Raw genomic sequence first — 20,501 nt, 5'->3', positions numbered from 1 at the left:
GCAGCAGCTACGGATACTTGAAATCTTTCTCAATCTGCGAAATAAGCGCATAAAAAAGCTCCGTCCGCTAGGTTACGGACGGAGCTTTTTTTATGCGCAAGGTAATACTAGGCGTTGCTCTCAGATGAGGCAGTGCCAGTGCTTTCCTTTTTAGCAGCCCCGGCTTTGGCAGCGGCCGATTTTTGCGTTTTGCTGGCAGCGGCGCTGGTGGCATCCGCCGCTTTCTTCACGGCACCGGCGGCTTTGCTGGTGGCACTGGAAGCGGGCTTGGCGGCGGCTTTAGGGGCAGCAGCTTTTTTGGGGGCCGATGCGGGCGTGGCTTTACCACCTTTCACGGTGCGCTTCAGTTCCTCCACCTCGGAGTTGGGTGCAACGCCTACCGTTTTCAGCAAACGGGCGGCCAGGCCCTGGGCCTGCTTTTCCAGCTCTTTGCGCTTGGCATCGGTGTTTTTCTTCAGGTCGTCCATGATTTTGGCGCCTTCCTGCTCCGACAGCTTGCTTTCTTTCACCAGCGCGTCGATGCTTTTCTGCACCCGGTCACTGGTCAGGGATGCGAAGCCTACGCCGGCGTTGATAAACTTCTTAAACAGATCTTCCATACGGCTGAAGAGTTAAAGGTAAAGGGGTGAGAATGGAATAAATAGCTAAGCAGGAGGGCACCTGACCAGCAAAGTAGTATGCAAGCCTACTACTTTCAGCAAACCTACGAAAACACTGCTATATAGTTGAAGATGAGTGTAATTTTTTGTTCTCTCATTCAGCAAGTTCTCGTTCAGCAGAAGTGTTTGGGCAGAAATATGCGGCCATCAGGCAGCTTTGGCGGCTGTCTGCCCCCATATTTCTGCCGTGAATACGGCTACCTGGTCAAGTGCGGTGCGGGCTTCGGGCAGGAAGCGCCAGAACAGATGCCACCAGTGCACCAGCCCATCGAATACCTGCAGCGTAACGGGCGTGCCGGCGGCGCGGGCCTTTTCGGCGAAGCGCTGCACATCATCACCCAGTACCTCGGCGTTGGAAATCTGAATAAGCAAAGGCGGTAAGCCGTGCAGCCGGGCGTGCACCGGCGACACCAGCGGGTGCGTGAGGGCAGTAGCGGAGGCGTACAACGGCCCCCAGCCCCGGATTTCCAGGGCTTCCAGCACCTGGCTTTCCTCCTGGCACACCCGGCGCATCAGCCCCGAGGGGAGCATCAGGTCAGTCCAGGGAGACAGACCGATGGCAGCGGCGGGCAGGGCCTCGCCCCCATCCCGCAGGGCCACCAGCAGCGACAACGCCAGCCCGCCCCCGGCCGAATCACCGGCTACCATAATATTATGGGACGCGTAGCCCTGGGCCAGCAGCCAGCGGTAGGCCAGCAGGGCATCTTCGAGGGCCGCCGGAAATGGGTACTCGGGCGCTTTGCGGTAGTTGATGGCCAGGGCTGTAACGCCGCAGCGCTGGGCCAGTGTGCCCACCAGCGCCCGGTGCGTGTTGAGGGAGCCCAGCACGTAGCCGCCCCCGTGTAAGTACAGGATTACCCGGCTGGCATCGGCGCCGGCGGGGCGCACCCACTCGGCGGGCATACCGTCCACGGATGCATCCTCCATGAATACGTTCCAGGGCATCAGTTGCCCGAAGGAAAGCAACTCAAATGCCAGCCGCATGGCGGGCAGGCGGGGCCGCCGCCGGGCCAAAGGGCCGGTAGCAGCCGTCAGTAACTGCTTTAACAGCAGGTGTTGGGTGGAGGGCATTGTGGGAATTATTGGCAGACGGGGGAGCGGACGAAGAGCGGAGAAGCCAGCAGGAGCTTACCGGGGCGTTTGGTTCTTTTTACCCAGGCGGTGGCCTTTATAGCCCCGAATGGCAATCGGAATCCAGCCTAGTACGGGAATAAAGAACGTGAGGGTAAAGGGGTTGCGCCACAGCATCCGCCAGTATGTGCCGGGGCTGCCCAAATCCAGGTCGAAGTCGCGCTGGCCGTGGCGCAGGTATTGGCGCTCAAACTCCTGGAACAGCGCCGGCCAGGCCCAAGGCAGGAAAAACGGGAAGTAGCGCCAGTTGGCTTTGATGCACTGCCACAGCTCCCGCCAGCGGTATGGGTGCTGCCCGTGCTGCTGCACGGCGGCATCCATTTCCTTCTGCATACGGCCGCGCACCTCGTTGGCCAGCGCCTCGTACTCCTCGCGGGTAAGCTCGTCGGTGGTTTTGTCCGTCAGCTCATAGGGCTTGATGCGGGTGCCCAGCACAAAGGTGAGCTTGGCCGGAAACGCCATGTAGAAAAACCAGGGCTGCAGCAGCACCAGCAGAATAACCGGCCCCATCGGAATAAACGGAATGCCGATTTTCTTGCTCAGCCTGTTTACCCAGGCCCAGCTATAAGTGTAAGGGTTGAGGTACTCCCCGTTGATGGTGTAGAACGGAATGATATCGGTGCGGTGCTGAATACCCAGACGCACGATGCTGGTGGCCAGCCGCTGCAGCTGGTACTTGTTGTTGAACCCCTTGCCAATGCCAGGTACGCCCTCGGGGTACAGCATCAGGTTGTGGTCGTTGTAGAACATCATGGTTTCGAAATTGAGCGTGGTGGCATCCACGCAGCCGCAGCGCTTCCAGAAGTCCTTCACCAAAAACGGGTTCATCAGGGCCGACTGGGACAGCATAGGCGCCGAGAGCGGCCGGGGCAGGTCGCGCAGGTTGGGCAGCACGCGCCACAGGTGCGAGAGGGCCACAATGGCATCCCAGGGAAAAGCCATGCCCGAGTGATTGGAGGCAAAAATCAGGGGCCGCTCGGGGTTGTTGCGCTGCGGGTAGTCCTCGAACCCGACCAGCTTGGAGCGAAACCACACCCGATCCAACAGCTGCAGCACGTTGCGGTCCAGGGTTTCTACAAAGTGCTCATCAAAGTAATCGGAATAGATATGCTGATTGGCCTGAATAGCGGGTGGCAGTTGAGGCAGTGCAGCAGCAGGATGAGCCATACGAGGGTGGGTGGGGCAGCAGCAGTGGGAATATCCCCTTTGGATGGGCTTCTAATGTACTGATTTTGCCAACTCAGCCGCTACTTATCAGGAGTAAAGCAGGATGGGACACACCAATCAAATAAATATTGGTTCTTATAAATATTTAACAAGTTCAAATATTTATAAATATTATTTTATTATACATTGCCCCCTGATTATCTGCTGACCTTGTATGATTGCACGCTTACTCCTCACAGGGGGCTTAGGCTGGCTCAGTGTGGCCATTGCCGCCGCCCAGCACCCCGCTGCTCACACCAATCCGGTAGCATGGCATCCGGTATCAGCGGCTCACCGGCAAGTTGGTGGGCTTACTATAGCAGTTGAGGCTTCTGCCCTGGAAGCCACGTTGCGTACTGCTCCACCCGAGACACAGGCAGCAGCAGGCATCCTGCTACCTGTGCCGCTACCTGATGGCTCCGTTGAAAATTTCAGGGTGTGGCGGGTGCCCGTAATGGCCCCGGAGCTGGCGGCCCGCTATCCGGCCATTCAGACGTATGCCGGCCAGAGTCTGCAGAACCCTGCAGTTTCGGCCCGGTTTGATTTGACGCCGCAGGGCTTTCACGGCCTGCTGCTGGGCAGCCCGGTGGGCAAGGTGGTTATTGAGCCAGTTGATGCGGCAGCTGGCCTGTACGCCAGTCGAACTGCGTCATCGTCAGCATCGTGGTCCTGTACGCTACCAGCTTCGACCGCCAAGCAGCCTACCGTGGCCAACCGTGGCCAGGCAGCCGCTTTCGGCAGCACGCTGCTGACTTACCGGCTGGCACTGGCGTGCACCGGGGAGTATGCCACGGCGGTAACCGCCAATGCCACGCCCGCCGTGGCAACCACCAAGCTCAACGTGCTGGCGGCTATGGTAACGGCTATTAACCGCGTGACGGGCATCTATGAGAAGGAGCTGGCTATTCGGTTGGTACTAATTGGGAACAACGACCAGCTGATTTATCTCAGTGCCGCTACTGACCCATACACCAACGATGACGGCTCGGCAATGCTCGGTGAAAACCAGGCTAACGTGGATGCAGTAATCGGGACGGCGCGGTATGATATCGGACACGTGTTCAGCACGGGCGGCGGCGGTATTGCGGCCCTGCAGGCCGTATGCGACGTGAACATAAAAGCCCAGGGCGTTACTGGCTTACCCAATCCCCGGGGCGACGGATTTTATGTAGACTATGTAGCTCACGAAATGGGGCACCAGTTCGGCGGCAACCACACCTTCAACAGTGTAACGGGTAGCTGCAACGGCAACCGCAACCGACAAACTGCCATGGAGCCCGGCAGCGGCACCACCATTATGGCCTACGCCGGCATTTGCGGTGCCGACAACGTCCAGAGCAACTCCGACCCCTATTTTCACGCCATCAGCCAGGATGAAATCCGCAGCTATGTGCTGGATACCCGCACCAACTACGGTGGGGCCTGCCCGGTTTACACCAGTACCGGCAACCAAGCCCCCGTGGTAACGGCCGGGGCCAGCTACACCATTCCGCAGGGCACTCCGTTCACTCTTACCGGCTCGGCTACGGATGCCAATGGCGACGCCCTCACTTACGCCTGGGAGCAGATGGACCAGAGCAGCCAGGGCGGAGCGCCCGCGGCGGCGGCTACCAGTACCACGGCACCGTTATTTCGGGCCTTTGCGCCGGTTTCCACTGGCACGCGCACGTTTCCGCGCCTCACCGATATTTTGAGCAACACTGCTACCATAGGGGAGACACTGCCCACGGTAGCCCGCACCATGAACTTCCGCCTGACTGCCCGCGACAACCGGCCCGGCGGCGGCGGTGTGGGCTCCGCCAGCACTGCCGTCAACACTACCGCCGCCGGGCCATTCCTTATTACTACGGCCAACTCGGCCATTACCCAGGCCCCGCTCAGCACTTTTACTGTTACCTGGAGCGTCAACAATACCACTTCCGCCCCTATCAACGCGGCCAACGTCCGCATCTTGTTTTCTACGGATGGGGGCCAGACGTTTCCGTATGTGCTGGCAGCCAACACTCCCAACGACGGTAGTCAGGGGGTGGTCTTCCCCAACGTGCGTACTTCCACGGGGCGACTGCGCGTGGAGGCGGTCGGTAATATTTTCTTCGATATTAATAACGCGGATATTACCCTGAGTGGCCCGCTCCCGGTGACCCTCACCCGGTTTACTGCAGCAGCGGAAGGCACTACCGCCCTGCTGCACTGGACTACTGCCCAGGAAGTGCATAACGCCGGCTTCGAGGTGCAGTTGCAGGGCCCTGATGACCAAGAGTTCAGGAAAGTGGCTTTTGTAGCAGGCCAAGGCAGCACCACCCAAAGCCAGAGCTATGCGCTGCGCGTGCCCGACCTGGGTGCCGGCCGCTGGTACGTGCGGCTTCACCAACTGGATGAAGGCGGGCAAACGGGTAGCTTCAGCAGCGTACAAAGCGTACTGATCAGGGTACCCGCCGTTGCAGCCAGCATCTGGCCAAACCCACTACCAGCGGGCCAGGGCACCATCACTGTTGAGCTACCAACGGCTGGCACGGCGCAAGTGACGTTGTATGATGTACTAGGACGCCCGGTCGCCACCCAGCCGCCACTAGCCCTGGCAGCCGGTAAAACCGATGTTCCGCTGACATTGCCTGCCGTACCGGCGGGCCTGTATATGTGGCAGCTTACCGTGGATGGCCGGCCGGCCACGCAGGGGCGAGTGCTGCTACGCCCTTAAATCTGGCGTTTTAGCTGTACGGTGGTGGTGAATAGCTCACCATCGGTATGCCGCACCACAAACAGCAGCCGACGCCCGTCTTCGGAGTGCAATAGCCGGCTGAACTGATTCAGGTTGAAATACTCAGCAGGCATCAGGTTAATTGACAGAATTTCGTCGCCTACCCGGAGCCCGGCATGGAATGCCGGGCCATCCGGCTCAATCCGCAGTATCTTATACCTGCGGTAATCGGGCCCGGTAGCCAGCAGGTCGAAGCCGCACATATCATGCTCAAAGGGCTCTTTGAAGGTGCTATTCGGCTTGAGCATTAGCATATTGTGCTCGTAGTCGATAATTACTTTGAAGCGTTTGAGCAGTTCAAAGCCCATATTTCCGTTGCGGGGCGTTTCGGCCCGCTGAGCTACGTCAGCGGCATCGGGAAAAGAGGTAATAAGTGCCGGCAGTTTGTACTGACCCAGCTGAAGCGCGGGTATCCGGCCCAGGCAGCCGTTGATATTCCCATTCAGGCCACGGCCCAGCGGAGTCCGAAGATGCGTGACAGGCACCTGCAGACGGGCATCGGAAGTGGTTTCGAGTGAAAGGGCGTGGCCGGCTCCGGTATCCAGCACCAGCTTCAGCGGCAGGGTGAGTGATGCACTCAGTTGCACAGGTACGGTCAGGTATGTTTTCCGGCCTTCCATATCCAACGGAATACGGGCCCAGCGTCGGCCCCGCGGGGCCCGGTACTGGGCGGGCTTATGCAGAGTAAGCAACTGCTGCTCGGGGTCAATTTCCACCACAAAGCTGCGGAACACATCAGAGCCCAGCAACCCATGAATAGGCATGCCCACGTATCCAGACAGGTTCAATACATCGTCTGAGAGAATCAGGAAAGGCAGCTCCGGGGCCTCAGCCCCACCCGGCAGGCGCACAGCCACGCCCGGAACCTGAAAAGCTTCCAGCGGGCGCTCCTCGCCGGCACCGGCTACCAGAAACCGGCCCTCCATAGCCAGGTTCAATTCCTGCCCCACGTAGGGGTCGGTGATGAGGGAAGTGCCAATGCCCGTATCCAGCAGGAAATTGTATGGGCCTTTGCCATTCAGCCAGGTTTCCAGTACAATCAGGTTGCGCTGCAGCACAAAGGGGATCTGCGCCTGATGGACGCCGGGTTTTTTGAAGCGGAAGGCGGCTGTTTGCGCCTGAGCACAACCAAAAACCAGCAGCAGCAGCAGCATACAAAGCCAGGCCGGACGGCCACGGCCCGCAAACACCAGCGCACAGATTTGCAGCAGCATAACCAGAGGAAATGAACTCTGGTAAGTTACTGAAAAAACCCAACTATTGCACCGATCTGCCGCTCGAAAAGCACCCGCGTGTTATTGCCTGTCCGGCTCGGTTGAAAGTAAGATTTCGGCAGCATCCGTAGCGCTGCACTATAACCCATCTATCAGTTATTCTGCGCATCCAGCTAGGCACTTATCCGAATAACGACCATAGACTCGCATATCCTGTAGTTACAATAAGTGTTATCCGTAAGATACCTTACAACTGCTTTGGCTGTGTAATTTTTGATTTTTTATAACACCCGGATAGTTCAATATGTAATTAAATATATATTCAGCTGTGTTTTGCCTATTCCGGCACCTCCCATTCGGTGCGGGGGCTGTAGTGCAGGTAGCCGTTGCGGATGTGTAGGGGCGAGGCAACGTTGTTGTGGTACAGCTGTCCGGTGCCCAGGCCCTGCGGAAAGCCGGGCGTGGCGAATGAGCCAGCCAGCTGGCTGATGGCATTTAGCCCCACATTGGACTCCAGCGCCGAGGTAAGCCACCAGCCGATACCCTGCTCCTCTGCCAGCCCCATCCAGCGCTGGCTTGCCTGCAGGCCTCCCAGCAGCGTAGGTTTCAGTATGATGTACGCCGGTTGCGTGAGAGCCAGCAGCTCCTGTTGCTGCGCAGGCTCGGTGAGGCCGATGAGCTCCTCATCCAGCGCCACCGGCACCGGAGAAGCCCGGCATACTTCGGCCATCTGCTCCCACTGCCCCGCCCGGATGGGCTGCTCGATGGAGTGCAGCTGAAAGCGGGCCAACTGCTCCAGTTTAGGCAGGGCCTCGGCAGGACTGAATGCCCCATTGGCATCTACGCGCAGAGTAAGGCGCTCCGGGCCGGCCAGGGCACGTATTTCGGCCAGAATGGCCAGCTCCGTTGCGAAGTCGAGCCCGCCTATTTTCAGCTTCAGACAGGCATAGCCATCGGCCAGCTTTTTCTCAATCTGTTCCCGCATAAAGCCGGCGTCGCCCATCCATACCAGCCCGTTGATGGGTACGCCTGCTTCACCTCGGCTGAAGGCATTATCGTAGAGCCGGTGCCGGCCGCCCTGCTGCCAGTCGAGCGTGGCCGTTTCCAGCGCAAAGCGGAGGGCAGGCCATTCCGGGCCCACCAGCTCAACGGCTTCCGCCGGCAGTAGCTCACGCAGCTGCCGCCGGTTGAACTCCCGCACAAATCCTTCCAGCGTGGCTTCAAAATCGGGCCGATAATCGGGGCTGAGGCCGGCCAGCGGCGCTGCCTCCCCGATGCCCACTACCTCGGGCTGCCCGCTGTGCTCCAGGTACAGGTAATAAGCCGTATGCTCCGTGAGGGCTCCGCGCGAGGTACGAGCGGGAAAATTGAAGCGCAAATCACGCCGGGAATAGCGTAGCTGGAGCATAGGCAGAAAACCAAAACGACTGACATGAACGGCGGCAATATACAACCCAGCACAAAACGCCGACGCCGCCCCCGGCCCGGAAAACCGGCCGGCGGGCGGCGCACTATCAGCGACGGAACCGGCAAAACCGGTTCCGTCGGCCTCCTCAGTGTAGGCGTTATTCTGCGGCGGTGCCCCGAGTGCCGCTACCGCGACTAGCCTGGCCCCCCTTTCGGCCGGCTGCACGGGCTTCTTCTGAGGTAAAACGATGTCCGCGGCCGCTCAGGTGCGAGGCTCGGCCACCTTCGCTGGCAATACGGCGCTGCGTAGCTGCATCCATGGCCGCAAAGCCGCGCGGGCGTTTGGCAACGGGTGTTTCGGCGGCGGCTTTGTTGGTGAGTTTGGTGTTCATAGCTGGGTTGGGTGTAAGAGAAATGACATGTGGCAATGTGGGAGAGTCGTCATTTTACGTCTCAGTGTTGCGGCAGGCATACCTCCAATCCCTGAAATACCAGTTTATTGCACCAGAATACCACTTTGTACTGAGGAGCTACTCCGTAGTTATACGGAGCAGCTCCTGATATTACCTGACAACCTCAAATCCTCAGCACAGCTGAAAACTACTGCCCGGGTTTGCCGTTATCCAGTAATATACTACCCGGCCTGCTTCTCTGCTTATGTCTGTATCCATTGCCTCCGTACCGGTTGCTGATCTGTCCCAACCCACAGCTGATGCCTCTTCCCGCTTTGCCGCCGTGCGGCATCAGACTGAGGCCTTGTGCCGGCCCCTGCTGCCCGAAGACACGGTAGTTCAGCCCATGCTGGATGTAAGCCCGCCGAAATGGCATCTGGCCCACACTACGTGGTTCTGGGAAACCTTCCTGCTGAAACCCTACCTACCAGACTACACCGTTTTTCATCCGGATTACGCTTACCTCTTCAACTCCTATTACAACTCGCTGGGCTCCCGCGTGAACCGCGCCGACCGGGGCACGCTGTCGAGGCCGGCTTTGCAGGAGGTGTATGCATACCGGGAGTTCGTAAATACCCACATGCAGCAGCTGCTCCGGCAGCCCGGCTTACTGCCGGAGGCGGCCCGCGAGCTGGTGGAGCTGGGCCTGCAGCATGAGCAGCAGCACCAGGAACTGCTGGTTACTGATATCAAATACATTCTGAGTACCAGCCCTCTGGCTCCGGCGTATCAGCCCGCCGCCCCGGCAGCACCACAGGCCCCGGCTCCGCCCGTAAGCTGGCTGCCCGTTGCTGGCGGCCTTCACCGCATTGGCTTCGAAGGACAAGGATTCTGCTTTGACAATGAGCAGGCCCCGCACGATACCTACGTGGCCGATTTTGAACTACAAAACCGGCTGGTGACCAACAGCGAGTACCTGGAATTTATGGAGGCCGGCGGCTACCGGAATTTTCAGTATTGGCTGGGCGAAGGCTGGGATTTGGCGCAGCAGCAAGGTTGGGAAGCTCCGCTGTACTGGGTGCTGCACCACGGCACCTGGCATCGGTTCACCCACCAGGGGCTGCAGCCGGTAAACCTGGCGGCTCCCGTTACGCACATCAGCTTCTACGAGGCCGATGCCTACGCCCACTGGCGTGGCTGCCGTCTGCCCACCGAGCAGGAATGGGAAATTGCGGCCCGCCGGTTTCAGCATGATACAACTACCGGCACTTTTCTGGAAAGCGGCCTCTACGACCCGCAGCCGCTACCTGCTGATGCCCCGGCCGACCAGTGCCACCAGCTGCTGGGCGATGCCTGGGAGTGGACTTACTCAGCGTACCACCCCTACCCCGGCTACCAGCGCGCGGCCGGCGCTTTGGGTGAGTACAACGGCAAGTTTATGCTGAACCAGCTGGTACTGCGCGGCGGCTCCTGCGCTACGCCGGAAAGCCACATCCGGCTCACCTACCGCAATTTCTTCCACGCCGACAAACGCTGGCAGTTTACGGGTATCCGGCTGGCCCGCTAGGTCCCGGACTCCGCTTTACTCATGCTTTGGCGGCTTCCTCTCTGCCAGCCTGTGGGCTGTTTTGCTTGTCCTGTTTTCCCTCCTTCTCTCTCACATGCCCACCTCTCCTCTCTCGCCTGAGTCAACTACTGTGGCCCAGCTGCCGAATTCTGATCTGGCCCATCATGTCCGGACGGGCCTGAGCCGCCCGTTCAAGATGCTTTCCTCCATGTATTTTTACGATGACGAGGGCAGCCGGCTGTTTCAGCAGATTATGGCGCTACCGGAATACTATCCCACCCGCACTGAGTTTGCGCTGCTCACGCGCCATCAGGCGGCCATCAGTGAGGCCCTGCGGCCGCAACACCTGGAAGAGCCGTTTTTCCTGCTGGAGCTGGGGGCGGGCGACGGGCTGAAAACCAAGATTCTGCTACGGCATCTGCTGCAAACGGGGGCCCGGTTTACCTACGTACCCGTGGATATTTCGGCGGCGGCGCTGGATGGACTGGCCGCCAGTCTGCGTGCTGAGCTGCCCGAGTTGCGCGTGGAGCCCGTAGTGGCTGATTACGCCGATGCGCTGCGGTTGATGGCCGCCCGCCCCGGCCGCAAAGCCGTGCTGTTTCTGGGCTCCAACATCGGCAACTTCCTGCCCGAGGACCGGCTGCAGTTTCTGCGCAACCTGGCCCATCCGCTTACCCCCGACGACCGGTTATTGGTAGGTTTCGATTTGCAGAAGGACCCGCGTCAGATCCGGGCGGCGTATGATGACAGCCAGGGCGTAACGGCTGCCTTCAACTTCAACCTGCTGCACCGCCTCAACCGGGAGCTGGGTGCCGACTTCGACCTGGAGCACTGGCAGCACTACACCGATTACGACCCGCTGAGTGGCGCAGTCCGCTCGTTCCTGGTGAGTACCCGCGCCCAGACAGTGCATTTTGACGCGCTGGACTGGCCGGTGGAATTTGCGGCCTGGGAGATGATTCACACCGAAAACTCCTATAAGTTTACCCGCCCGGGTATTGCCGAACTGGCCCAGACCGCCGGCCTTGCCGTTCAGCACATCTTCACCGATGAGCAGGACTTCTTCGCCGATGTACTGTTGCAGCCCGCGTAATCCCGCTGGCTGCCTATGCCTGGCAACGGCCCGGCCTGTCTTCATCTTCTGCAGTACAGCCGCCCGGCCTGTTCCGGAGCGGGTGTTTTTTCCGTGGTTTTCATGACCGATTCCATCAGCCTAGCTTCCGGCTACGGCTCCTTTCTGACCCCGGGTGTTGCGGCCGAAGCCGCCATCCGCAGCATTCGGGCCGGGCAGTTACCCGTTGCGGATGCCGCCGGCCTGCCAGTTTTGCGCGAAGCCATTGCCCGCCGCTACCAGCAGCTGGAAGCCACGCATGTAGAGCCGCAACACGTAGTGGTGACGCCTGGGGCCAAAGCCGCCCTCTCGGCTCTGCTGACCTGCGTATTACGCCCCGGCGACGAGGTGCTGCTGCCCACGCCCAACTGGTTTGGGTTTGGGGAGCTGGTGAGCCGGGCCGGCGGCGTGGTGCGGGAGCTGCCCCTCAGCCCCGACGATAATTACACGCTGCACCCGGAGCAGCTGCGGGCGGCTATTTCGCCGCATACCCGGGTGCTGCTCTTCTCAAACCCCAACAACCCCACCGGCCGGGTATATCACCACGAGGAGCTGGCCTCGCTGCTGGCCGTTACCCGGGACTTTCCGGAGCTGTACGTACTCAGCGACGAAATCTATGACCTGGTAAGCTTTGCCACGAAGCCCACGCCCTCCCTGCTGGAGTTTCCGGACCCGCACGGGCAGCATCTGGTAGTGAACGGGTTCAGCAAGTCACTAGCCCTCATTGGCTGGGGCGTAGGATATCTGGTAGCCCCCACGGCGGTGGCTGCACGTTGTGCGGCTTACCGCCACGCCACCGGCGGAGCTGCATCGGTGCCGGCGCAGTACGCGGCGCTGGCCGTTACGCAGAGTGCTGCCAGTGTGGCCAGTGGGCTGGTGAGCCAGCTGCACACGGGCCGTAACCTGCTGCTGGACTACCTGCAGCGGCTGCCCGGCGTACTGCCGTTTCTGCCCGAAGCCACCTATTATGCCTTCCCCGACCTGCGGGCGTATCTGACACCGGGAATGCCCGTTGCGGACGCCGCCCGGGAGTTGGTAACCCACCTGCGGCAGGCGGGTGTGGAGGTGGTAGACGGGACGACCTGCGGAGCGCCGGGGTTTGTGCGGCTGTCGTACGCGGTGCCGGAGCCGCTGCTGCGGGAGGCGCTCAACCGGCTTGCAATAGCACTGCGGCAACACGCGGCAGCACGATAACCCGCCCCGGAGCCATTGCGAAAGTTACCCCGGTATCGGGGCCGCTTCGTTGTACCTTTGCGGCCGTATTTTGCCGCTGTCGTTATGTCTCGCTCCACTTTTCGCTCCCATTTATGGCCCACGCTTGATCTGGCGTATCCGGTCATGCTCAGCCAGCTCGGGCACGTGCTGGTAAACGTGTGCGACAGTATGGTGGTGGGCCAGACCGGCAAAGTGCCGCTGGCCGCTGTATCGTTGAGCGTAAGTGTAAGCACGGTGGTGATGGTGCTGGGCCTGGGCCTTACAATGGGCATTACGCCGCTGGTAGCCACCGCCGACGGCCGCCGCGACGTGCCGGGGCTGGGTCGGCTGCTGGTAAACGGCGTATGGCTGAGTGCCGGGGCCGGACTGCTGCTGGCGTTGCTGGGCTTTGTAGTGCCGCTGGTACTCCCCCACCTGCAGCAGCCGGAGGCAGTGGTGGCGCTGGCCGCACCCTGGGTGCGCGTCATGTTTCTGTCGTTTTTCCCGCTAATGGTGTTCCAAGGCTTTAAGCAGTTCGCCGAAGGTCTGGGCCTCACCCGCCAGGCCATGCTGCTTTCGGTGCAGGCCAACGTGCTGAATGCGGTACTCTGCTACGGACTGGTGTTCGGGAAGCTGGGCCTGCCGGAAATGGGCATGATGGGCGCGGCCTGGGCCACCTTCATTGCCCGCGTGCTTATGGCCGTGCTCATGGCCGCGTATGTGCTGGTGGCCGTGCGACTGCGCCCTTACCGGGAGGCCGCCGCGCAACGCCTGCTGCCCGATGCCGACGGCCTGCGCCGCCTGCTGGGCCTGGGTGCTCCCATTGGGGTGCAGATGACCTTTGAGATGGGGGCTTTCAGCTTTTCCGCCATCATGATTGGCTGGCTGGGTGCCACCCAGCTGGCCGCCCACCAGATTGCCATCAACGTGGCCTCGGTAACGTACATGGCGGCTAGTGGCATTGCAGCAGCGGCTACTATTCGGGTGGGCAAGCTCCTGGGCTCCCACGACCCCGCCGGGGCCCGCCAGGCCGGCTTCATGGCTTATCTCATTACCTTTCTGTTCATGAGCCTGATGGGCCTGATTCTGGTGCTGGGCCGCCACACCATTCCGCAATACTACAACCACGACCCGGCCGTGGTGGCCCAGGCCGGTACGCTGCTGCTGATTGCCGCCGCTTTCCAGGTGTCCGATGGGTTGCAGGTGGTAGGCCTGGGGGCGTTGCGGGGGCTGGAAGATGTGAAAGTACCCTCCATTGTGGCACTGCTGGCCTACTGGGCCGTGGCTCTGCCGCTGGGGTACGTGCTGGGCTTCCGGCTGGGCTGGGGTACCACGGGCGTGTGGGTAGGCCTGCTGACGGGCCTCTCGCTGGTAGCCGGAGTGCTGCTGGCCCGCTTTCGGAGCCGGCGGACCTTGCGGCCCTCGACCGTGAACGAACCGGCCCTGGCAGTACGTTAAGCCCTCAATAGTACCGGAGCGGCCTGGTTTTTGTCTGCCGCATTATATCCTTTGCTCTTACGTAGCTCCCGAATGCTCTTTTCCTTTGCTCCGCTCTGGCTGCTTGGTCTGCTTTCTATTCCCTCTTCTCAACAGCCCACAGCCCAGGCACCGGTTGTACCGCCTGCTCTGGAGTGGAATGCCAGCCGCCCGCTTACCTGGGCCGATTTCAAAGCCCGGCCCAACTCCGACCGGCTGGAGGCCCTTACCTCGTCTACCATTGACGCCAAGGTCGGCTGCGTCGACTACCAGTTTTCGGCGCAGGTGAAGGCTGTATTCCGGCCCACTGAGTCGTGGGTGCGGCACCCGGCGCAGGCTACGGCGGCGCTGCTGCGGCACGAGCAGGTGCATTTCGACCTGACGGAGGTGCATGCCCGCCTGCTGCGGCAGAAGCTGAGCCTGGTGAAACTCGACTGCGAAAAGCTGCAGCCGGCTTTCAGCAACATCACCAAAATGGCCTTCCTGACCTGGCAGCGCGAAGAGGCCCGCTACGACCAGGAAACCAACCACGGCATCAACGCCGCCCGCCAGCAGGCCTGGGAGCAGCAGGTGCAGCAGCGTCTGCAAAGCCTTAGTGCCTTTGCCCTGAAATAATATAGCTGAATTGCTGGCTGGGTGAACGGAATAGTGCCCCGTAGTACTCTTCCGGCTAACTCCTTCCCTCGCTCAACAGTCTAATAATTTACCTATTCAATTATCCACTGCATGCTCACCTGGACTGAATTTGAGCGGGTTGATATCCGGGCCGGGACGATTCTGGAAGCGCGGGAGTTTCCGAAGGCCCGGCGGCCGGCCTATCAGCTGCTGATTGATTTGGGTCCGGAAATCGGGCAGAAGAAAACCAGCGCCCAGATAACCCACCACTACACCCCCGCCGACCTGGTGGGCCGGCAGGTGCTGTGCGTGGTCAACTTTCCGCCCAAGCAGATTGGCCCGTTTATGTCGGAAGTGCTGGTAACCGGCCTCCCCGATGCCAACGGCCACATCGTACTGACGGCCCTGGCCGGCCCCGTTCCCAACGGCAGCCGCCTGATGTGAAATGGTGAGCTGGTGAGCTTAATGCTCTGCTAGCGCCATTCAGGAGGCCTGAACGGCAAACTCACCATCTCACCAGCTCACCTTACGGGTGCGGTGGTGGGCTGCCAGGCGTGGTGAGCCGCGCTTCGCGCAGCGACAGGCTGTCGACTACGGTGGAGTAGATTTCGTCCAGGTCTTTGTCGTGGATGGCGTAATAGCGGTAGCTCTGTACGAAGGCCGAGTCGGTAACCTCGTAGCGCCAGTACACGTCTTTCTGCTGCTGCCGGAACAGGGCCCGGGCCGAGTCCTGGGGCAGAATGGCAGCATCGGTGCGGGCCTCCAGCAGGTGCAGCTCCACCAGCAGGCTCACCATCTTGTCGCGGGGGATAAGCTGCGCCGGCACCGGCACTTCTTCGGGCTTCTGACAAGCGGTAACCAGCAGAGCCAGTGCACAAAGCCAGCTCCCTGCACGGAAGGAATATCGTTTCACGGTAGCAAAGTTAGGAGGAAGCCGTAGTTTAGTCGAAATGAAACCTGCCGATTCGCCTTTCCAGCAACTTGTACGCAAGCTCCGCCAGATGGAAATACGCATCCTGAAGGCGGTGGATGCGCAATTGCAGGGCGATTTTCATTCGGTTTTTAAAGGCACCGGGCTGGAGTTTGATGATGTGCGCCTTTACCAGTACGGCGACGAGGTGCGGGCCATCGACTGGGCCGTATCCAGCAAGGGGCATGGCACGTTCGTCAAAACTTACAAGGAAGAGCGGGAGCAGCAGGTGCTGCTGCTGCTGGACGTGAGTGCCTCTCAGCAGGTAGGGGCCGAAGGCCGCCGCAAGCTGGATGTGGGCCGCGAAATCTGCGGGGTGCTGGCCCTGGCCGCCGCCCGGCAGGATGCCCAGTTGGGTATTCTGGCTTTCTCCGACCAAAAAGAGCTGTACCAAGCGCCCGGCAAAGGCACGCGCCACGCATATGCCCTCATTAAGCGGCTGTTTGCGCTGGAGCCCCGCAGCCGCAGCACGGCCGTGGCCGCCGGTATCAAGCAGGCCCTGGGACTGCTCAAGCGCCGTACCATTGTGCTGCTGATTTCGGATTTCATTGACACGGAATACGAGCGGGAGCTGACGATGCTGGCCCGCAAGCACGATTTGGTGGTGCTGCAGCTGCTGGACAAGCGGGAGCGGGAATTTCCGCCGCTGGGCATTATTCCGCTGCACGACCAGGAATCGGGCCGCACGGTGTGGGTCAATACCTCATCGGCGGCTTTCCGGGCGCGCTACCGGGCCACCTACGAGCAGAACCGGGAGCAGATTGGCCAGATCTGCCGCCGCCACCGCACCGAATACCTCTCCATTGCCACCGATTCCGACTTCATTCCGCAGCTGGTGAATCTGTTCCGGCGGCGTAACCAGCGCGGTGCCCGTGGATAGCCAACCCGCCCGCACCTACCGACGCGCAGGCCTGCTGCTACTGCTGTGGCTGCTGGGCATGCCGCTATTGGCCCCGGCCCAAACCCTGCCCGACAGCCTGCCGCACGGCTCGTTTCAGCGGCCGGGCGTGCGGGTGGGCGAGATTGTACAGTACGAGCTGACCTACCGCCATGTGCCCGGACTGGCCGTCATCTTCCCCGACTCGGCGGCCGATTTTGCCCCGTTTGAGTACGTAAGCCGGCGCTACTACCCTACCCGCACCCGCCAGGGCCGCAGCCTCGACCGCGCCGTGTACCGTCTGCGCACGTTCAGCCTCGACTCGGTGCAGACCCTCACACTGCCGGTAACCCTGCTGCGCGGCCGCGACACGCTGCTGCTGGCCACCACCCCGGCCCGGGTGCGGCTGGTGCGCACCGTACCGCCCGAAACCGATGTACAGGCCCCGCCCATGCTGCGCCCTAACCTGCAGCTGCTGCCCGTGCAGGAGCAATTCAATTACCCCTACTGGCTGGCCGGGCTGGCGCTGGTCCTGCTGATAGCCGGCGGGCTGGTGCTGGGTTTCCGGCGCAGCCTGCGCAGCCGCTACCGCCGCTACCGGCTGCGGAAAAACCACGCGTATTTCCTGGCCCAGTATGCCCGCCACGTGGAGCGCTTCACCCTCTCCCGCTCCCTTACCAACATGGAGCGCGCCATTACGCTCTGGAAAAACTACCTCTCCACCCTGGAAGACAACAACATCAGCAGCCTGACTACCCGCGAAATTGTGGCCCATTACCAGAACGACGCCGATGTAAGCCTGGCCCTGCGCCTTGCCGACCGGGTAGTGTATGGCAATCAGTTTTCAGAAGACGATACGGAAACCGACCTAGCCTTCGTGCTGCTGCGCACCTTTGCCGAGCGGCAGTTTCAAAAGGTGTACGCCGCCAACTAGTTGTTTGGTCGCCGACCCGTGGCCCTGCAACCCGCGTTTCCTGTTTACTTTTGATCTTTCACCTTTCTGCCGTTCATGCCCTGGCCCGATGCTCTGACCTCCCTGCTGGATAGTGTGCGCTACAGCACGCTGGCCAGCTATAGCTGGGAGCAGCCGCGCCTGTTGCTGCTGATGCCGCTGGTGCCCCTGCTGTTTGTAGTGCGCTGGATACTAGCCCGCCGTCGTCGCTCCCGGCTGGGCGTGGCCTTCGTGGCCGGGCAGTTGCCCCGCGACTGGAGCACCCTGCTGCGGTTTGTGCCCGATGTGATGCTGGCCCTGAGTTTGTGCTTTGGTATTGTGGCCCTAGCCCGCCCCCAGCGCACCGATGAGCGGGTGGTGCAAACCGGGGAAGGCATTGATATTCTGCTGGTCGTTGACGTATCGGGGTCGATGGAGCTGCAGGACCTGCGCCCTAACCGGCTGGAGGCGGCCAAACGCGTGGCCCGGGAATTTATTGATGGCCGCCAGGGTGACCGGATCGGGCTGGTGGTGTTTGCCGGCGACGCCTACTCACTGGCCCCACTCACTACCGACTACGACCTGCTGCGCGACGACCTGCAGAGCCTGCGCTTGGGGATGATTCCGAACGATGGTACGGCCATTGGCACCGCCCTGGGCGTAGCCACCAACCGCCTGCGCGACTCCCGTTCCCGCACCAAAGTGTGCATCCTGATTTCAGATGGTGAAAACACAGCCGGCTCCCTCGACCCGCTTACCTCGGCGCAGCTGGCCCACGCCTACGGGCTAAAACTGTACACCATTGGGCTGGGGCAGGATGGCATTGTGCCCTACGGCACCGATGCGGCGGGCCGGCCCCGCTACGTGGATACCCGCCTCGACGAAACCACCATGCGCCAGCTGGCCCAGGCCGGTGAGGGTCGTTTCTTCCGGGCTACCGACAACGCCGGCCTGCGCCAGATTTTCAGCCAGATCAACCGCTACGAGAAGTCCGAAATCAAGCAGACCCGCTACCGCAATACCCAGGACTATTACCGTACTTATCTGTTCTGGTGCGTGGGGCTGTGGCTGCTGTGGCTGGCCCTGAAAAACACCTTCCTCACAAATGCGCTGGAAGATTAACACCGTTTCATATGTCCATTGCCGATAACCTGCACCGTATTCAACAACAGCTCACCGGCACCAATGCCCGGCTGGTGGTCGTCACCAAAACGCACCCCGTGGAGCGCCTGCAGGAAGCCTACGATACCGGAGTCCGCCTGTTTGGCGAAAACCGGGTGCAGGAAATGACGGCCAAGCAGCCCGAGCTGCCCGCCGACGTGGAGTGGCACCTCATTGGGCATCTGCAGACCAACAAGGTGAAGTACATTGCCCCGTTCGTGCATACCATCCAGAGCATTGACAGCCTGAAGCTGCTGCTGGAAATTGAGCGACAGGCCGCCAAGCACAACCGCGTAATTGAGGGGCTGCTGCAGTTTCATATTGCCGATGAGGAAACCAAAACTGGCCTCTCGCTGCCCGAAGCGGAGGAAATACTGCGTTCCGAAGAGTTCCGCAGCCTGCGCCACGTGCGCCTCACGGGGATAATGGGCGTGGCCACCTTCACCACCGATGAAGACCAGCTGCGCCGCGAATTCCGGACGCTGCGCGGCTATTTCGACAAGCTGAAAGCCCTCTATTTTGCTGATGATGAAGCCTTCCGGGAAGTATCGATGGGCATGAGCTCCGATTTCCCGCTGGCCCTGCGCGAAGGCAGCACGCTTATCCGGGTAGGCAGCGCTATTTTTGGAGCCAGATAAATTCTTAGTTGTCAGTTGCTGGTTGTCAGTTATCAGGGGCAGGACTCCTATTGCTTTTGCCCCAGCAACGAACACCTGACAACGAGCAACGAAAAACCAACAACGACACACACATGACTGCACGACTCATTATTCAACTGGCTGCGTTGTTAGGTGCCCTCAGCGTAGGCATCGGGGCCTTTGCCGCGCACGGACTGCGCAAGATGCTGGAGGCCGCTGGCCGCTTCGAAACCTTTGAAACGGCCGTACGCTACCAGTTTTTCCATACGCTGGCCCTGTTGGCCGTGGGCGTGCTGTGGTATATAAAACCGGAATTGCGGAGCCTGGGCACGGTGGCCTGGCTGTGGCTGGGCGGTATTCTCATTTTCAGCGGCTCGCTATACGTGTTGTGCCTCACGGGCATCACCAAGCTGGGGGCCGTTACGCCCATCGGCGGGGTGCTGTTTATTGCCGGCTGGATTGTGCTGCTGCTGGCGGCGCGGCAGTTATAGAGCTAAACTTCTGCTACATAAAAAAGCGGCTTGCCAGAACTGGTAAGCCGCTTTTTTTGTGCGTCTGAAAGGCAACTGATACTAGAAAGCCTTCTTCTTGGCCTTGATTTTATTGTCGCCGGCTTTCACTTTCTGCTTGGCGTCTTTGGCATCGGTGGCTACATCGGTAGTGGCGGGAGCCGGAGCAGCCGATACGGTAGCGCCGGCCTCTTTCACGTCACCCACCAGAGAAACCATGGCGTTGCCGCCTATAGAGTTCGATTCCACGGTCAGCACCTTGTTCTGCATCCCGAACTTGCCGGACGAGTTGAATTTGGCCGTGATGGTGCCGGATTTACCGGGCATCACCGGGTCGCGCGTCCATTCCGGGGTGGTGCAGCCGCAGCTTACGCCAATGTTGGAAATGATGAGCGGCTGAGTGCCTACGTTCTTGAATTTGAAGGTATGCTCCACTACATCACCAGTATGTACAGAACCGAAGTCATACTTCATTTCCTCAAACTGGATTTGCGGGCCGGCTACTTTGGTTTGGGCGTTGGCCGGTTGTACGGCGGCCGTTTGGGCCTGAGCCGCCAGGCCCATCACCGACAGCGAAAGGGCCAGAATAAGCGCTTTTTTCATAGGATGAATGCGTAAAATGCGTTTGGAAGGTAAGCAAAATTAGGCGTTTCAGCCGCCCAGCCAAGTTACGTGCCAGTTTTCA

20 protein-coding genes are annotated in these 20,501 nt (G+C 60.6%); 12 read left to right on the top strand and 8 right to left on the bottom strand.

The annotated features are described in order from the left end of the window. Positions 1–107: 107 nt before the first annotated feature. From EI291_RS09925 to EI291_RS09915, 3 genes are all read right to left on the bottom strand, one after another. Positions 108–599 (bottom strand): phasin family protein, encoded by a 492-nt coding sequence (locus tag EI291_RS09925; protein ID WP_125419662.1) that lies wholly within the window; start codon positions 597–599, stop codon positions 108–110. 207 nt (positions 600–806) lie between these two features. Further along, entirely contained in the window at positions 807–1,730 is a 924-nt protein-coding gene (locus EI291_RS09920; RefSeq protein ID WP_125419661.1) for an alpha/beta hydrolase, read from the bottom strand. Positions 1,731–1,787: 57 nt separating this feature from the next. Beyond that, the gene (locus EI291_RS09915; RefSeq protein ID WP_125419660.1) at positions 1,788–2,957 is read right to left on the bottom strand and encodes a lysophospholipid acyltransferase family protein; all 1,170 of its coding nucleotides are present in this window, start codon (positions 2,955–2,957) and stop codon (positions 1,788–1,790) included. Positions 2,958–3,171: 214 nt separating this feature from the next. Here EI291_RS09915 and EI291_RS09910 point away from each other — a divergent pair, with 214 nt between their 5' ends. Next, the gene (locus EI291_RS09910; RefSeq protein ID WP_125419659.1) at positions 3,172–5,694 is read left to right on the top strand and encodes a reprolysin-like metallopeptidase; all 2,523 of its coding nucleotides are present in this window, start codon (positions 3,172–3,174) and stop codon (positions 5,692–5,694) included. Here EI291_RS09910 and EI291_RS09905 read toward each other — a convergent pair. The 3 genes from EI291_RS09905 to EI291_RS09895 form a co-directional block, all read right to left on the bottom strand. Then, positions 5,691–6,968, bottom strand: a complete 1,278-nt coding sequence (locus tag EI291_RS09905) for a pepsin/retropepsin-like aspartic protease family protein (RefSeq protein ID WP_125419658.1) — start codon at positions 6,966–6,968, stop codon at positions 5,691–5,693. The genes EI291_RS09910 and EI291_RS09905 overlap by 4 nt on opposite strands. 337 nt (positions 6,969–7,305) lie before the next feature. Beyond that, positions 7,306–8,376 (bottom strand): o-succinylbenzoate synthase, encoded by a 1,071-nt coding sequence (locus EI291_RS09900; RefSeq protein ID WP_125419657.1) that lies wholly within the window; start codon positions 8,374–8,376, stop codon positions 7,306–7,308. Positions 8,377–8,533: 157 nt separating this feature from the next. Beyond that, positions 8,534–8,767, bottom strand: a complete 234-nt coding sequence (locus EI291_RS09895; RefSeq protein ID WP_125419656.1) for a KGG domain-containing protein — start codon at positions 8,765–8,767, stop codon at positions 8,534–8,536. Between the two features lie 265 nt (positions 8,768–9,032). Between EI291_RS09895 and egtB the strand changes: the two genes are divergently transcribed. From egtB to EI291_RS09865, 6 genes are all read left to right on the top strand, one after another. Continuing rightward, positions 9,033–10,334, top strand: coding sequence for an ergothioneine biosynthesis protein EgtB (egtB, locus tag EI291_RS09890; protein WP_170172593.1), 1,302 nt, complete (start codon positions 9,033–9,035; stop codon positions 10,332–10,334). Between the two features lie 94 nt (positions 10,335–10,428). Continuing rightward, positions 10,429–11,427: an L-histidine N(alpha)-methyltransferase gene (gene egtD / locus EI291_RS09885; protein WP_125419655.1), complete on the top strand. Its 999-nt coding sequence runs from the start codon at positions 10,429–10,431 to the stop codon at positions 11,425–11,427. A gap of 102 nt (positions 11,428–11,529) precedes the next feature. Next, positions 11,530–12,639: a pyridoxal phosphate-dependent aminotransferase gene (locus EI291_RS09880; protein ID WP_170172592.1), complete on the top strand. Its 1,110-nt coding sequence runs from the start codon at positions 11,530–11,532 to the stop codon at positions 12,637–12,639. Positions 12,640–12,723: 84 nt separating this feature from the next. Beyond that, entirely contained in the window at positions 12,724–14,097 is a 1,374-nt protein-coding gene (locus EI291_RS09875; protein ID WP_125419653.1) for an MATE family efflux transporter, read from the top strand. Positions 14,098–14,169: 72 nt separating this feature from the next. Then, entirely contained in the window at positions 14,170–14,730 is a 561-nt protein-coding gene (locus EI291_RS09870; protein WP_125419652.1) for a DUF922 domain-containing protein, read from the top strand. Between the two features lie 111 nt (positions 14,731–14,841). Beyond that, complete coding sequence (locus tag EI291_RS09865) at positions 14,842–15,174, top strand: tRNA-binding protein (protein ID WP_170172591.1); 333 nt, start codon at positions 14,842–14,844, stop codon at positions 15,172–15,174. A gap of 82 nt (positions 15,175–15,256) precedes the next feature. Here EI291_RS09865 and EI291_RS09860 read toward each other — a convergent pair whose 3' ends face one another. Further along, positions 15,257–15,643, bottom strand: a complete 387-nt coding sequence (locus tag EI291_RS09860) for a DUF4296 domain-containing protein (protein ID WP_170172590.1) — start codon at positions 15,641–15,643, stop codon at positions 15,257–15,259. A 37-nt stretch (positions 15,644–15,680) separates the two neighbouring features. Between EI291_RS09860 and EI291_RS09855 the strand changes: the two genes are divergently transcribed. The 5 genes from EI291_RS09855 to EI291_RS09835 all read left to right on the top strand — a co-directional run bounded on the left by EI291_RS09855 (position 15,681) and on the right by EI291_RS09835 (position 19,798). Then, on the top strand, positions 15,681–16,580 hold the full coding sequence (locus EI291_RS09855) for a DUF58 domain-containing protein (protein WP_125419649.1): 900 nt from the start codon (positions 15,681–15,683) through the stop codon (positions 16,578–16,580). Further along, a complete protein-coding gene (locus EI291_RS09850) occupies positions 16,573–17,511 on the top strand; it encodes a hypothetical protein (RefSeq protein ID WP_125419648.1) in 939 nt (312 codons plus the stop codon). The genes EI291_RS09855 and EI291_RS09850 overlap by 8 nt, the downstream gene beginning before the upstream one ends. 75 nt (positions 17,512–17,586) lie before the next feature. Continuing rightward, on the top strand, positions 17,587–18,630 hold the full coding sequence (locus EI291_RS09845) for a vWA domain-containing protein (protein ID WP_240635478.1): 1,044 nt from the start codon (positions 17,587–17,589) through the stop codon (positions 18,628–18,630). Positions 18,631–18,641: 11 nt separating this feature from the next. Continuing rightward, positions 18,642–19,307, top strand: a complete 666-nt coding sequence (locus EI291_RS09840; RefSeq protein ID WP_125419647.1) for a YggS family pyridoxal phosphate-dependent enzyme — start codon at positions 18,642–18,644, stop codon at positions 19,305–19,307. A 113-nt stretch (positions 19,308–19,420) separates the two neighbouring features. Continuing rightward, positions 19,421–19,798 carry a DUF423 domain-containing protein gene (locus EI291_RS09835; protein WP_125419646.1) on the top strand — a complete coding sequence of 126 codons (378 nt, stop codon included), beginning with the start codon at positions 19,421–19,423 and terminating at the stop codon, positions 19,796–19,798. A gap of 81 nt (positions 19,799–19,879) precedes the next feature. Here the strand turns inward: EI291_RS09835 and EI291_RS09830 are convergent, their stop codons facing one another. Continuing rightward, on the bottom strand, positions 19,880–20,419 hold the full coding sequence (locus EI291_RS09830) for a DUF1573 domain-containing protein (RefSeq protein ID WP_125419645.1): 540 nt from the start codon (positions 20,417–20,419) through the stop codon (positions 19,880–19,882). Between the last annotated feature and the right edge of the window lie 82 nt (positions 20,420–20,501).

The organism is Hymenobacter rigui (genome assembly GCF_003944715.1).
GTDB lineage: Bacteria > Bacteroidota > Bacteroidia > Cytophagales > Hymenobacteraceae > Hymenobacter > Hymenobacter rigui.
Note: the sequence above shows the minus strand (reverse complement) of the source record. Positions and strands in the feature narration are given on the sequence as shown.